11 protein-coding genes and 1 pseudogene are annotated in these 13,239 nt (G+C 69.3%); 5 read left to right on the top strand and 7 right to left on the bottom strand.

Features of this window, described 5'->3' with window-relative positions; genetic code table 11:
* The first annotated feature begins 20 nt into the window (after positions 1 to 20).
* Positions 21 to 257, top strand: coding sequence for a heavy-metal-associated domain-containing protein (locus FBY41_RS16290; protein ID WP_141845342.1), 237 nt, complete (start codon positions 21 to 23; stop codon positions 255 to 257).
* Positions 258 to 346: 89 nt separating this feature from the next.
* Positions 347 to 3,550, top strand: a complete 3,204-nt coding sequence (locus FBY41_RS16285) for an AfsR/SARP family transcriptional regulator (protein WP_185749127.1) — start codon at positions 347 to 349, stop codon at positions 3,548 to 3,550.
* A gap of 159 nt (positions 3,551 to 3,709) precedes the next feature.
* Here FBY41_RS16285 and FBY41_RS16280 read toward each other — a convergent pair whose 3' ends face one another.
* The 4 genes and pseudogenes from FBY41_RS16280 to FBY41_RS24295 all read right to left on the bottom strand — a co-directional run bounded on the left by FBY41_RS16280 (position 3,710) and on the right by FBY41_RS24295 (position 7,507).
* On the bottom strand, positions 3,710 to 4,084 hold the full coding sequence (locus tag FBY41_RS16280; RefSeq protein WP_141845340.1) for a PRC-barrel domain containing protein: 375 nt from the start codon (positions 4,082 to 4,084) through the stop codon (positions 3,710 to 3,712).
* A 210-nt stretch (positions 4,085 to 4,294) separates the two neighbouring features.
* Positions 4,295 to 4,777: a hypothetical protein gene (locus FBY41_RS16275; RefSeq protein WP_141845339.1), complete on the bottom strand. Its 483-nt coding sequence runs from the start codon at positions 4,775 to 4,777 to the stop codon at positions 4,295 to 4,297.
* Positions 4,774 to 6,870, bottom strand: a pseudogene (locus tag FBY41_RS16270) (molybdopterin oxidoreductase family protein); the annotation flags it as partial. The gene FBY41_RS16275 and the pseudogene FBY41_RS16270, both read right to left, overlap by 4 nt.
* A gap of 490 nt (positions 6,871 to 7,360) precedes the next feature.
* On the bottom strand, positions 7,361 to 7,507 hold the full coding sequence (locus FBY41_RS24295) for an ANTAR domain-containing protein (RefSeq protein ID WP_375869892.1): 147 nt from the start codon (positions 7,505 to 7,507) through the stop codon (positions 7,361 to 7,363).
* Here FBY41_RS24295 and FBY41_RS24005 point away from each other — a divergent pair.
* Positions 7,478 to 7,876: a hypothetical protein gene (locus FBY41_RS24005; protein WP_260439845.1), complete on the top strand. Its 399-nt coding sequence runs from the start codon at positions 7,478 to 7,480 to the stop codon at positions 7,874 to 7,876. The genes FBY41_RS24295 and FBY41_RS24005 overlap by 30 nt on opposite strands.
* Positions 7,877 to 8,049: 173 nt before the next feature.
* Here FBY41_RS24005 and FBY41_RS16260 read toward each other — a convergent pair whose 3' ends face one another.
* Positions 8,050 to 8,826, bottom strand: a complete 777-nt coding sequence (locus FBY41_RS16260; RefSeq protein ID WP_141845337.1) for a GAF and ANTAR domain-containing protein — start codon at positions 8,824 to 8,826, stop codon at positions 8,050 to 8,052.
* A 386-nt stretch (positions 8,827 to 9,212) separates the two neighbouring features.
* The gene (locus tag FBY41_RS16255; RefSeq protein ID WP_185749126.1) at positions 9,213 to 9,482 is read right to left on the bottom strand and encodes an ANTAR domain-containing protein; all 270 of its coding nucleotides are present in this window, start codon (positions 9,480 to 9,482) and stop codon (positions 9,213 to 9,215) included.
* Between the two features lie 646 nt (positions 9,483 to 10,128).
* On the opposite strand from FBY41_RS16255, the gene FBY41_RS16250 reads away from it, so the two are divergent.
* The gene (locus FBY41_RS16250) at positions 10,129 to 11,241 is read left to right on the top strand and encodes a tyrosine-type recombinase/integrase (protein ID WP_221629322.1); all 1,113 of its coding nucleotides are present in this window, start codon (positions 10,129 to 10,131) and stop codon (positions 11,239 to 11,241) included.
* Positions 11,242 to 11,442: 201 nt separating this feature from the next.
* Here the strand turns inward: FBY41_RS16250 and FBY41_RS16245 are convergent, their stop codons facing one another.
* On the bottom strand, positions 11,443 to 12,198 hold the full coding sequence (locus FBY41_RS16245) for a hypothetical protein (protein ID WP_141845335.1): 756 nt from the start codon (positions 12,196 to 12,198) through the stop codon (positions 11,443 to 11,445).
* A 326-nt stretch (positions 12,199 to 12,524) separates the two neighbouring features.
* Here FBY41_RS16245 and FBY41_RS16240 point away from each other — a divergent pair, with 326 nt between their 5' ends.
* Complete coding sequence (locus tag FBY41_RS16240) at positions 12,525 to 13,064, top strand: DinB family protein (protein WP_185749125.1); 540 nt, start codon at positions 12,525 to 12,527, stop codon at positions 13,062 to 13,064.
* Positions 13,065 to 13,239 lie beyond the last annotated feature (175 nt).

Genomic DNA, 13,239 nt, shown 5'->3' with positions numbered 1-13,239 from the left:
CCGACGTGGAAGGAGCCGCAGTGAGGTGGCGCGAGATCACCCTGCTGGTCGACGGGATGGGGTGTCGCCGGTGCGTCCGCGAGGTGTCGCGCTGGCTGCGGGACGTGCCGGGCGTGGCGACCGTGGAGGCCGATGCCGCCAGCACCCGGGTCCGGGTCACGGGGACCATGGCGTTGGGCGACGTGATCGCCGTCTTCGACGGCACGGCATACGCCCCCCACCCCGGTGCCGCGTCGGGCCCCGCCCGCAACCGGTGACCGCCGCCCTCGATCGGCGGACGCCCCAGGTGACAGCCGGGACGCTCCGTCGACCGTTGCCGGTCCGAGCGGGCTCCGGCACGATGGCCGTGTCGAAGGGTGGTGTGGCGGTGGACGAGGTGCGCTACCTGCTGCTGGGACCGATGGAGGTGCACGTCGGCGGTCATCCCGTCCGGCTGCCGGGTCCCGCCGAACGGGCACTGCTGGCGCAGCTGCTGCTGACTCCTCGACGCACCGTCCCCGCGACGACGCTGGTCGACCGTCTCTGGTCGGGCTCGTCGCTGCCGGTCGACCCGCTCAACGCGTTGCAGGTTCGCGTCTCGAAGCTGCGGCGTGCCCTCACGTCCGTGGGGTTGCCCGACGTGGTCGTCCGCCAGGGCACCGGCTACCGGGCCGATGTGGAGCCCGAGAGCGTGGACGCTGTGGCATTCACCTCCGCGATCGGCCGAGCCCGCACGGCCGGGGCTGCCTCGCTCCACCCCGACGAGCAGCACCTCGCCGGCTACGACGAGGCACTCGCCCTGTGGCGCGGTGAACCGCTGAGCGACTTCATTCATGAACCCTGGGCAACCGTGGAGGCGGGCCGACTCGCCGAGCTGCACCTGGCATGCGTCACCGAGCGCGCGCAGATCGCCCTCGGCCTCGGACGCGCCCTCGAGGTCGTCGCCGATCTCGAGCCCCTGGTGGCCGCCGACCCCACGCTCGAGTCGCTCGCCGGGCTGCTGATGGTGGCGCTGTATCGGGCCGGACGCCAGACCGAGGCGCTGGAGGTCTACCAGCGCACCCGGAAGGTTCTGGACGAGTCGCTCGGGCTGGAGGCGTCGGTGTCGCTGCGGTCCCTCCACGAACGCGTCCTGCGGCAGGACCCGTCGCTCGGGAGGCAGGCCGACCTGGTCCCGCCCGCCGTGGCTGCGCCGCGGCAGCGGGTGGCGGAGGCGCCGCGACTCGCGGCCACCAGCCTTCCCACCGTCGCCCGCCCGCTCGTCGGCAGGGGGGAGGAGCTCGGCACGCTCCGCGAGCTGCTGCGCGACGCGCGCCTCGTCACGCTGGTCGGCCCGGGCGGCGCAGGCAAGACGTCCCTCGCTCTGGCCGTGGCGGCCGGAGCGGCCGACCGCTTCCCCGACGGCGTGCACGGAGTGCGCCTCGCGTCCGTCCGGTCCGCCGACCAGGTCCCCTGGGCCGTCGCCGAGGCCGTGGGGGTGCCCCTCGATGGAGCCGCTGCCGACCGGGACGTCCGCAACCGCCTCTTCGCCTTCCTCGGCAACCGGCGCGCCCTGCTGCTGATCGACAACTGCGAGCACGTCGTCGATGCCGCGGCCTCACTGGCCGACGACATCCTGGCCCGCTGCCCCCAGGTGACGGTGCTGGCGACGAGCCGCGAGGCCCTCGCGGTGCGCGATGAGGTCCAGGTCACCGTCGGTCCCCTCGAGACCCCACCGGCGGACGCCCCGCCGCACCAGATCCTGGACCACGCGGCCGCGCAGCTGTTCGCCCAGCGGGCTCGCGCCCTGGTTGCCGACGCGGTGTCATCCGAGCAGGACCTGGCCGCCGTCGGCGCGATCACCCGAGCCCTGGACGGCCTGCCGCTCGCCATCGAGCTCGCCGCCGCTCGGGTCACCTCCCTGTCCCCCGTGGACATCGCCGCACGGCTGGGTCACCGCTTCAGCCTGCTCACCTCGGGCAACCGAACCGCCGATGAGCGCCAGCGCACCCTGCGGGCCGCAGTGAGCTGGAGCTACGACCTGCTGGACGTCGACGAGCGCCGGGTATTCGACCGCCTCTCGGTCTTCCAAGGAGGGTGGACGCTCGAGGCCGCAGAGGCGGTGCTGGCCGAGAGCGACCTTCCGGCGGGTGAGGTGCTCGACATCGTCGGACGTCTGGTCCAGCGGTCCATGGTCGTGGTCGAACGAGGGGCCACGACCCGTTACCGCATGCTGGAGACCCTCCGCGAGTACGCGTCCGAGCGCCTCGAGGCGGGCGGGGACATGAATGCGCTCCGACGTCACCACGCGGGGCACTACAAGCAGGTGGCCGAAGAGTGTGAGCGCCTGCTGCGCTCCGGCGCGCAGCGCGAGGCGTTGGCGGTGCTCCGCGACGAGCAGCCGAACATCCACGCCGCCCTCTCGTGGTGGGCCGGGGCCGGCGGCGACCGCGACGCCGCACTGGAGATGGCGGGCTCGCTCGGCCTGTTCTGGCACCTAGGGCGCCACCTCGAGGGCCGCGAGGTGCTCCGGGGACTGCTGGACTCGCCCACCGGCTCCCCCGCGGCGCGCGCCCGTGCCTTGCAGGCGTTCTCCCTCGTGGAACGACCGCGGGCCTGCCTGGTCCACCCGAGCCCCGAGTGCGCGGCGGCTGCCGCCGAGAGCCTGGCGGCGTTCGAGGAGGTGAGCGACGTGTCACGGGCGGCCCTGTCGAAGGTGCTGCTCGCCGTCGAAGGCGTGCCGGGCAGCGCCGGCGGCATGGAGGACGCACGGTACGAGTCCCTGCTCGAGGAGGCCGCCGCCCAGTTCGCCGCCGACGGCGACGCCTGGGGCGCGGCGGTCATCGGCTTCGTACGAATGGAGACCGCTCTCAAGCGCGGTGACGAGGCCGCCGTGCGCCTCGGGCGTTCCACCGCTGCCGCCTTCCGTCGGCTCGATGACCCGTGGGGGCTGTCCGCCACGCTCTACCACCTCGGATGGGGACTGCGGCAGTTCGGACGCTTCGAGGACGCCGCCCGCGTGCTCGAGGAGGCTGTCGACGTCGCTTCTTCGGCGGCCCTGTGGAACACCGTGCAGTGGGCGCTCGCCGACCTCGGGGTCGCCCAGCTCGACCTCGGACGACCCGAGATGGCGCAGGACCTCTTCCAGCGCGCGGCGGGCGCCTCACGGAAGGTCGGTGACGGAGCCGGCGTCGTGCTGTGCGACTACGGCCAGGGGTTGGTGTCCCTGCTCCGCAGCGACTGGGCCGCGGCGCGCGCCCGCTTCGACGCGGCTGTCGCCGGGTTCGAGCGGCTTCGCACGCCCGTCATGCGGGGTCTCGCCCTGCTGGGCGTGGCCCGCTGCGACGAGAACGGCGGTGCGGTGGCCCTCGCTCACGACGCCTACGTGGAGGCGGTGGCGCTGGGGCGCTGGGGAGGTGAGCCGGGCCTCACCGCCGGGGGCCTGGAGGGGCTCGCCCGCGTGTCGCGGCTGGCCGGCGAGCTGGGTGAAGCCGCCGACCTGGCCGCCGAGGCACGCATCCTGCGGTCCGCGACCAACCGGCCCCTCCCGCCGCACCAACGGGTGCCGGTGGACGTCGTGGAGGGGCGTTGATGGGCTGGCCCGGCTTCGGGCCACATCCGGGGCGCCGGCACCGTCAGCCGCGCTCGTCGGCCTCTGGGCCCTCACGTGGGCTTGGTTGCCCACGCATGAGCAGGGGTATGCCGCCGGGTGCGGCACCCGACGGCATACCTCCTTCAGACGAACCGAGGGTCAGAGCTGGTCGCGCCCGTCGTAGGTTCCCCCGTAGTAGGTCCCCACGCGGTCGCGGTACCCAGGATCGGACAGCTGGTCCTCGCCGAGCTCCGGCGAGGCCTTGATCTGGTCCTTGGTCCGGTCGACGTAGACGCTGTTGGCGTCCCAGTCGACCTGCTCCACCGTCCCGGCCGGCAGCATCACCTTGCGGCCGAAGATCCAAGGCCCGGTGTCGACCACGATGTAGCCGGCACCAACGTCGCGGGTGGCGGCATCGATCTTGCCGATGTCACCGTCAACCGCGTGCACCTTGAAGCCCGTCAGGTCCTCCTGACGAGTTGAGATCCCCGTGCTCTCCCGATAGTTCCAGGCGTCCCAGTGGTGGGTCGTCATGGTGTCTCCTCTCGTTCGAGTTGGTACTGCGCACCCCTCCTACCCGCCCACCCGCCCGGCAAACACAACAAGACGTCTTTACGCGGCCAAGCCGGCGGCTTTGCTCGTCGCCGCCGCAGTCGGCATGAGCATGGCCACGGCAGAGGGTTGCCGATCGGTCGCACGACGACGCGAGTCTCGGGTTCGTGGAAAGGGCCGGTGCGACGTAGCTCATACGACCAGCGCCTGGGTCGAGGACTCCTTGATCTTCGAGTTCGCCCACGTGGCCTGTCTTTTCGTCTCCGCCTGACACCGCTGTGCGAGCTCGAGGAGCTCATCGTCGACGATGGCCTGCGCCGCCTGCCCGATCATCTCCCAGTCCGTCAGCACCGACGAGGCTCGCAGATAGAGCTCGCGCAGGTCGCGCACCATGACGAGCTCGACCTCGGCAGAGCGTCCCCCGCGCTCGGAGAGCCATCGCCGAGCACTATCGACGACCGGGGCGGAGTCTGCCGGCTCCGGGTCGAGCTGCTCACCGAACCGCACTGCCATGGCAGCGATCTCGCGCACATGCCTCATGGACCAGGCCGCCAGGTCGTGCCCGAGGTGGAAGAACTCATGGTCGGCCCGATGCTTGTCGGCCATCCGCAGCAGGGCCCGGGCGAGCTCGACCTCGTCGTGGTGCAGGTCTCTCAGAACCACCCCGATCTTCATCGGATCCCTCCTCGGCCGGTCGGGATGGCACTCTCGGAGACCGGTCCGGATGCCGCGGTCGTCGGCGCCGGCGACGGAATGCCCTCTGCCGCAGCGACCTTGCGGACCGCACACGCCGCTGTCTTGAAGATCGGTTGCTTGGAGGCGGGGTCCCAGTCGGTGAGGGTGAGCTCGTTGGCCGCTCGCCCGTGGTCGCCCGGCCGCCAGCCCTCCGGGGTGTCCCAATAGCCGTAGTGGAAGGGCAGGAAGACGACCCCCGGTCGTATGCCGCTGACCCGCACGCGCGCCTGCACCTCCCCCCGGGGGGTCCGCACCTCCGCGAGGTCTCCCTCGTCGAGGCCGTACGTCGAGGCGTCGTGGGCCGACACCTCGACCCAGACCTCGGGAGCGGCCGACTGCAGCTCCGGGGCGCGGGCGGTCCGGGTGCGGGTGTGGAAGTGGTAGACGGTGCGGCCGGTGATGAGCTGGAGCGGGTGGTCTACGTCCGGCAGCTCGTGGGCCGGGCGGTAGTCGGCGGCCTTGATGACGGCACGTCCCTCGGGGTTGAGGGCGCGGTACTCCTGCTCCTCGAGCGGAGCGCCCGTCTCGAGGTCGCGACCGTAGGACTCGCAGTCGTCAGGCGACGCGCAAAAGACGCCACCGGCATACAGCCGCTCAGTGCCCTCCGGGCTCTCGTCAGTGCACGGCCACTGGATCCCACTGTCACCGCGCAGCTTCTCGTAGCTGAGCGCGCTGTAGTCGCACAGGCGTCCGCGACTGCACTCCCTCCAGGCATCGAATGCCTCCTCGGGCGACGACCACTTGACGAGGGGCTCACCGTCCTTGTCCTGCAATCGCATCCGCCGAGCGAAGTCGACGAAGATCTCGAGGTCGGGACGGGCCTCGCCCGGTGGGTCGACGGCCTTCTCCGAGAGGTGGACGGTGCGATCGGCGTTCGTGAAGGTCCCGGTCTTCTCCCCCCACGCCGCGGCGGGCAGCACGACATCGGCCAGCTGCGTCGTCTCCGTGGGGAAGATGTCCTGGACCACGAGGAAGAGGCGGTCCTGCGCCAGGATCGAGCGCATCCGAGCGAGCTCAGGCATCGATACCGCGGGGTTGGTCCCGGACACCCAGAGGAGGCGGATCGAGCCGTCCTCGACGTAGCGCATCATCTGCATGGCATGCGTCGGCGGCGTGGCATGCGGGATCTGCTTCGGCTCGACGTTCCAGTGCCGGGCGAGCTCAGCCACGTGCGACGGGTTGTTCCAGTTCCGGAAGCCCGCCATGTCGCCGTCGGCCCCGCACTCGCGGGTGTTCTGGGCCGTCGGCTGCCCGTTCATCTGCAGGATGCCGCACCCGGGCCGACCGATCATGCCCCGCAGGAGGTGCAGGTTGTTGACCTGCACGGCGGCGGCGGTCGCCTGGTGCGACTGGTAGAAGCCCTGCAACACCGTTGAGACCAACGCCTCGGCCTCGCCCACGAGGCGTGCCGCAGCCCGGATGTCGTCCGCCGGCACGTCGCAGATGGCGCTGACGACCTCCGGCGAGTATCGCGCGACGAGCTTCTCGAGGTCCTCGTAGCCGACCGTGTGCGCCTGCACCCAGTCCTCGTCCACGTGCCCCGAGGCGACGACCTCGTGGAGGATCCCGTTCATCAGGGCGACGTTCGTCCCGGGTCGCGGCGCAAGATGGACGGTGGCAGCCCTGGCGACCGGCGTTTGCCGGGGGTCGACGCACAGCACGGCCGGAGGGTCATCCCCGGCAAGGCGATCGAGCATCCGCATCCACAGCACCGTCTGGGTCTCCGCGACGTTGTGGCCGAAGAGAGCGTTGACGTCCGCATGGTCCACGTCGGTGTAGGAGCCGGGCTGGCCGTCACACCCGAACGACTCCTTGAGGGCCTCGGCCGCCGTCGCGGTGCACAGGCGCGTGTTGCCGTCGACGTGGTTGGTCCGGATGCCGCCGTGCGCGACGATCGCCAACGTGTAGTACTCCTCCAAGGAGAGCTGCCCGGTGGTGTAGAACCCCACGGCGCTGGGACCCTGCTCGTCGAGCAGCTCGCGCATCCGGCGCACGACGAGCTCCATCGCCTCGTCCCACGAGGCCTCGACGAGCCAGCGTCTCTTTCCGTTTCACCCGTTGCCACTCGGGTACCGGGTGGACATGGCCAGGTCGACCCGGGATCTCATCTCCGAGCTGGCGCAGGTGGAAGACGCCCTGCGCCATGTCACGATGCACTCGCGAACGGGAATCACCGTGGCGGGCCCGCAGCCAGCGGCTCTTGCCGACCTCATTCGGCGTGAGGAGGAACTCGTGGAGGAGCTGCGCCGGCGGGCCATCCCGGTCCAGACGTCGGACGATCCGCCGACAGGAGAGCCTTAGTCTGGCCCGCGCCCGCCGGTCGCGGCGGGGCACATCCCGCGCGCATACTCGACGGGTGGCTCACACGATCCTCTGCCTCCTTCTCGGGCACCGCTGGGACCGGCCGGGTGTTCTGGGCCGGGCCGTCGAGGTTCGTTGCCTGAGATGCGGCACCGTTGACGAGATCGACCAACGGCCAGGCAGGCCAGGAGGAGGGCTCGAGGACGGAGCCAGGTGAAGCGTCTACTTCCGGTGCGCGTCTCGGACGATGTTCTTCGCTGTCTCCGTCAGGGTGGTTCCTTCCCTCACAGCGCGCTCGCGCAGCGTTGCGTAGGCGTCCTCGACCGTGATCGTGTTCTGGTGTGCGAGAACTCCCTTGGCCTGTTCGATGATGGTTCGCCCGGCGAGGGCAGCCGCGGTGCGATCGCTGACCTCAGGAATCCCGAGGTCGTCGGGGGTGACCAGAACGAGGGTGGCGATGTCGGCGAACGCCTGTGCCAGCGTGACGTCGTCCGCGGTGAGCCGCGCCTTGGCGTGGAAGATGTTGATCGCCCCGACAGCCTAACCGTGCCAGCGCATGGGGTGGGCCTGAACTGCTCGGTAGCCGGCTGCGTGCATCTTGGCCGCCAGGTCAGGCCAGCGTCGAGCCAGGTCGGGGCCACCATCCTGCAGCACGGGCGCGCCGCCGGACACCGCGTCGGCACAGGGCCCGTGCTGTTCCTGTGCCTCGTAGAGCTCCAGGTCCAAAGCGTGGTGTGAGGTGGCCGCAAGAACGTCCAACCCCCCGAGGGGAGTGGTCACGAGCAGCCCGGCCGCTGCAGCATCCATGGCCTGCTGGGCATCGCCCAACAAGGTAGCCATCACGTCCATGACGTCGTGCCGGGACACGAGCGCCGACGTGGCCCGGGCAAGGGCTTGAATCGGGGTGAGTGTCATGGCTGGTCGGTCCCGTCGCGGTTTGGGGTGCTACCAGATCGCTCGGGGCTGCGCCGGCTGGGCTCGGTGTCACGGTCGGAAGCGGCGAAGTCGAGCTCCCTCGTCACGACCGCAGCTGCGACCCGCGCCAAAGGCCAGGTGTGGGCGAAGGCGTGTGCGCGGAGCAGGGCCAACGCTTCGTCCGGGCTGAGCCGCAGCTGCGAGACGACCATCCCTGTTGCCTGATGGATCTGGGCACGGCTGGCCCAGGGCCCGCTCAAGTCCGTGGCCAGCGCGTCAGGATCCTTGAGAATGCTCACCCCGATCGCGTCGGCGAGGAACTGGGCGGCGTCCTGCTCGAGCCGTGGGGTGGAGTCGGCAGGCTGGTGGCAGGTGAGCACACCGAGAATCTCGCCGTCCGGGTGAACCGGGATCGCGGTCATCCGCACGGCGCCGAACGCGTCTCGGACCGCCTCATCGAACTGAACCCAGCGGGCGTCCACGGGCTCTCCCCACACCCCGATGCCGGCCCTGAGCTGGAGCCCGGTGCGATATGCCGTCGGTCCCGGCCCCTGACCCAGCACGTCCTGCAGGTCCTCGAGCCGGGCAGCCTCGTCGTCGGTCGAGCACAACGTGACCCGATGAGGCGCCGTGTAGGCGATGGTGAGCGAGGCGCCACGGGCTCCCATGATGGAGACGGCTGCATGGCAGAGACGTTCAGGAAGGGGCATCGCTCGCTCTTGGACGGCCACCGCCTTCGCCAGCTCGCTGAGGATGGAGGCCCTGTCCCTCATGCCGTCCTCCCGAGGTCAGAGTGGCCCGTCACGATCGACGCCTCGCGTACGGTGAATGTGGCCTCTGGCGCAACCGAGCGGCTGCCTCGAGATAAGCAGGCCGACAGCTCAGAAGGACGTCCGTGGCGATTCGGCAGCCCCGATTGCAGACCGGTGCGCATCCTGCTCCGGCCGCCTCCCCCGTCACGTGCGGAAGCCTGCTCCGGGACGTGCGAGCCACTCTGCAACGGACGGGTCTCGCGTGCCATGGCTCCTCTTCGGCGAATCCCGAACTGGTCAGGCTGGCCAGCTCATGACTCCTCCGCCTCACCTCAGTATGGGCTGGATCACGCCTCCTGACGATGAGGCGTTGCGCCGCTCTGCGTGGAACACCCGTGTGGCCGAGCTCAGGCGGGCGGCTTCTCGGCTACCGGCATCGTCCCGGTTTCGATCACCTGACGGGCAACCACGTAGAGCTTGCGGTTCTGGTTCTGACTGATCGTCGACAGCATTCCGAAAGCGCAGTCCCGCGTCACCTTCTCGGTAGCCATCAGGATGCCCATCGCAACACCAATGTCCCGGCTGTGCTCCAACGCGAGCTCGAGGTTGGTCACCTTGTTGCGCAAGAGCGCGACGCGCTCAGCCATCTGGGCGTCGGCGTCCTGCTGCCTGGTCACGATCCTGAACAGGCCCCCGCGTCCTCCCATCGGGTCACCTCCGGGTGTCATCGAAGCCGTACGGCCGCTTCATGACCTATGTGGCAATCACTGACTTTACGCCAGTTCTCCGGAGAAGAGGCGGTCAGAGTGGGCACTGTGGGTGTGCTCGAACGCCCCGGTCGCACATGGAAACGACGCCGGTCCGACTGTTTGACCCGACGTCGCTCCGTCAGGCTCACACCTGACGCCGTCCTGAGCCTCGACGAGGCGCCCAAACCGGCACTTGCAGACTACGCCGCCCAGATCGACAAGATCTGGATCGGTGAGGGACCCCCATCGACGGGCACGGCGCTCTGGAGAGGGTGTCTGGCGGAAGCCGACCTGCTCACCGGTGGTTGGCCACGAACCGGATCGCACCTGCATCGCACGCGGGTCGCACGAAAACGGCCCCCGAACCGCGTCTCCGCAGGTCAGGGGCCGTTCTGTGATGGTGGGCGATACTGGGTTTGAATTTCATTCCAGCATAATCGTGAAATCTGGCGCTGACCTCACAATATGGCGTCTGACCTGCGGCGATGACAAACAGTGGCGCGTTCCTATTGTGGACACGAATCCCCAGAGAAGTACTCTGGTGGTCCACGTCTGGTCCACGAAAGGCGAATCTGTGTCCACCCCGAAGCGTCAGTTCGGCGCGATCGAGCGGCTCCCCTCCGGCCGCTACCGCGCCAAGTACCGGGGGCCGGACCTCAAGCGCCACAACGCTCCACACACCTTCGACTCAAGGATGGACGCCGAGGCCTGGCTCACTGACGAGCGCCGAAGGATCAGCCGAGGCGAGTGGGCTCCCCCGGTAAAGCCACGAGATGCACCTATGGCGGAGACCTTCGGAACCTACGCCGAGAAATGGCTGCGGCGACGCGACCTCAAGCCGCGCAGCCGCGAGCACTACAGATCCATCCTGAACCGCCACATCCTGCCGACGTTCGGCGACGTGCCGCTGAAGGCAGTGACGAGCGAGGTCGTCCGCGACTGGTATGCAGACCTCGAACCAGATCACCCGACATTGCGAGCACATGCCTACTCGCTACTGCGGACCATATTCTCCACCGCAGTCACCGACGAGAAGCTCACATCTAGCCCATGCCACATCCGCGGCGCGGGCACGACGAGACGCGCCCGCAAGATCCAGCCGGCGACGCTGTCCGAGCTCGAGGTCATCACGGCGTCACTCCCGGTGAAGTACCGGCCGCTGCTCATGCTGTGCGCCTGGTGCGCTCTCCGTTTCGGAGAAGCGACCGAGTTGCGCCGCAAAGACCTTGACCTCACAAACGGCGTGATCCACGTCCGACGTGGCGTCGTCCGCGCCGAGGGCCAGACGATGGTTGGCTCCCCCAAGTCCGAGGCCGGTGTTCGCGACGTCGCCATCCCACCTCACCTGATGCCAATGCTCAAAGCCCACGTCACGGCGATGCCGATGCGAGGCAAGGACGCACTGTTGTTCCCCGCCACCGATGGCGTCTCGCACATCGCGCCCAGCACCCTCTACAGGGTCTTCTACCCCGCCCGGAAGGCTGCCGGACGGCCGGATCTTCGGTGGCACGACCTGAGGCATACCGGGGCGACATTGGCGGCACAGACCGGTGCGACGCTGGCCGAGCTCATGGGCCGTCTCGGTCACTCAACGCCGCAGGCCGCTCTGCGCTATCAGCACGCCGCCCAAGGCCGCGACGCCGAGATCGCCGCCGCGTTGTCACGGATCGCCCAAGCCACCAAGTGAGCTCCCGCAGGCCCCGCCCCGGACCAGGCCGCCGACGGGGTGACATCCGCGCGCAGAACGGTGCCTCCCTTCAGCTACCTGCCGGGCCCGAGCGCGACCCGGCCCCTGAGAAGCCGACAGACCCGTGTCCTTTGGCCGCCTGTCGACCATCCGGCCGAGGCAGATCCGGACGTTGGACGCTTCCTCCGCCCCGCACTCTTCTCAACTGGTGCGGGCGATTGTCGGCCGGGTCGTGTCGCCGAGAGGTACGGGCGTTGCCTTCTCCGATACCGGCTGGCCCGACGGGCCGACGTACGCGTAAGCACGGCCGGGTGAGGGGCGAAGAACGTGAGTTCGGGCGAACTTCAAGACCGTGGCGGCATCCGGCCCGCGGAGGTACATCGTCAACTCCTGACCCTCAAGGAACGGGCCGTACACGTTCACGCCCGCTTGTCGGCCCGCTTCCTCAGCTCGCCCGAGGGTCTGCGGCAGGACCCGCCACCACGCGACCACCGGGTCTGCCGGCTGGTCCGGCACCACCTCGAGGAGGACTTCCACGTGGTCTGGGGGCACCGGTTCTCGCTGGTAGCGGGGCGCCGCGGACAGGCCTTGCCCGCTGATAGTCCACGTGTCTGACTTGCAGTCACCCACGCGACGGGCTACCACCGTGCCCTGCAGGTCGCGAGCGACGAGGCGGTTCTGCTCACACTGGTCCCCGCCCGCTGGCCATGACGCATTGTTGCGCCACACGACAACGCTGTAGCTGTAGCCAGCCGCGCCGGGGAGGCGTTGGGTGTCCTCGCGCTCGATGAGCACCGGCCGACCGCTCGCGTTGTGGACGTTCAGGGTGTGCGGGCCGGGCTCCTGCATCGAGTAGAAGAGCAGGACCATCAACGCGAAGTATCCTGCGACGCCTACACCGAGCATGATGAGGGCAACCTGCAGCGCCTTGCCCAGCGCCGTCTGAGTCCTTCCCATCGCATCCCCCTGTCTTTGCTAAGGAGACTAGGAGGGGCGTGGCGCTAGGTCCGCGGACGACCCAACAGAGTGCCGCAATCGTGACGTACATGCCGGTAACGGGGGATCGCGCATCACTACTTCGAGCGCAAACCAAACGACCTGTCATCGGCAGAACCGGGTTGATCATGCACCTCAAGAGGTGGCCGCGCGCGTCGGCACCGACGCGCAACAGGGTGCGACTCTCTCGCCGCCTGCCGGGGCGTGGGTCTCGCCCACATGCCGAGGGCGCGTCACGTGGGGCGTTTCCCTGTTCCCACCATCGACGCAACGCGCGAGACTGGTGCATGACCACCGAAGGTCAGCCGATCGATCGACAGCGCATCCACGACGAGCTGGAGAGAGCGCGCGCCGACCTGCAAGACATCGTCTCGCACGCCACGCCCGCCGAGCTCCGTCGCCGGACCCAGGGAACCAAGTGGACCAACGGCCAGATGCTGTGGCACATGACGTTCGGCTTCCTCATCGTGCGCCGACTTCTGCCGCTGGTCCGGCTTTTCGGCCGCCTGCCGGACCGGGCCAGCCGCACTTTCGCCGACGTGCTCAACGCTGCCACCCGGCCGTTCAACCACATCAACTACCTGGGCTCGGTGGGCGGCGCCCTCGTCTTTCGTGGTCCACGACTGACTGCACAGCTGGACCGCACGATCGCCCAACTCCACCGACGGCTGGACGCCGAGGACGAAGATGCACTCGATCGACGGATGCACTTCCCCGTCGGCTGGGACCCGTTCTTCCTCGACTCGATGACCCTGGCCGAGGTCTACTCCTACGCCACCGAGCACTACGACTACCACCAAAGTCAGCTCACGCTAACGTCCTCGTGAGGCCCAGGCCCTCAAATGCACATGGGTTCGCCCGCGGAGGCGGAGTCGCCGGTGGGCAGCCGTCGCTGACCGTCCTCAGCTCCCGCGATCCCGTCGGCTAGGAGGTGCGTCTATCCGCCGCCCTCTGACGTCAAGGGGCCGGGATCGGCGCTTTGGAGGGTGCGCCGGCGCTGGT

It is taken from the genome of Humibacillus xanthopallidus, assembly GCF_006716675.1.
GTDB lineage: Bacteria > Actinomycetota > Actinomycetes > Actinomycetales > Dermatophilaceae > Humibacillus > Humibacillus xanthopallidus_B.
Note: the sequence above shows the minus strand (reverse complement) of the source record. Positions and strands in the feature narration are given on the sequence as shown.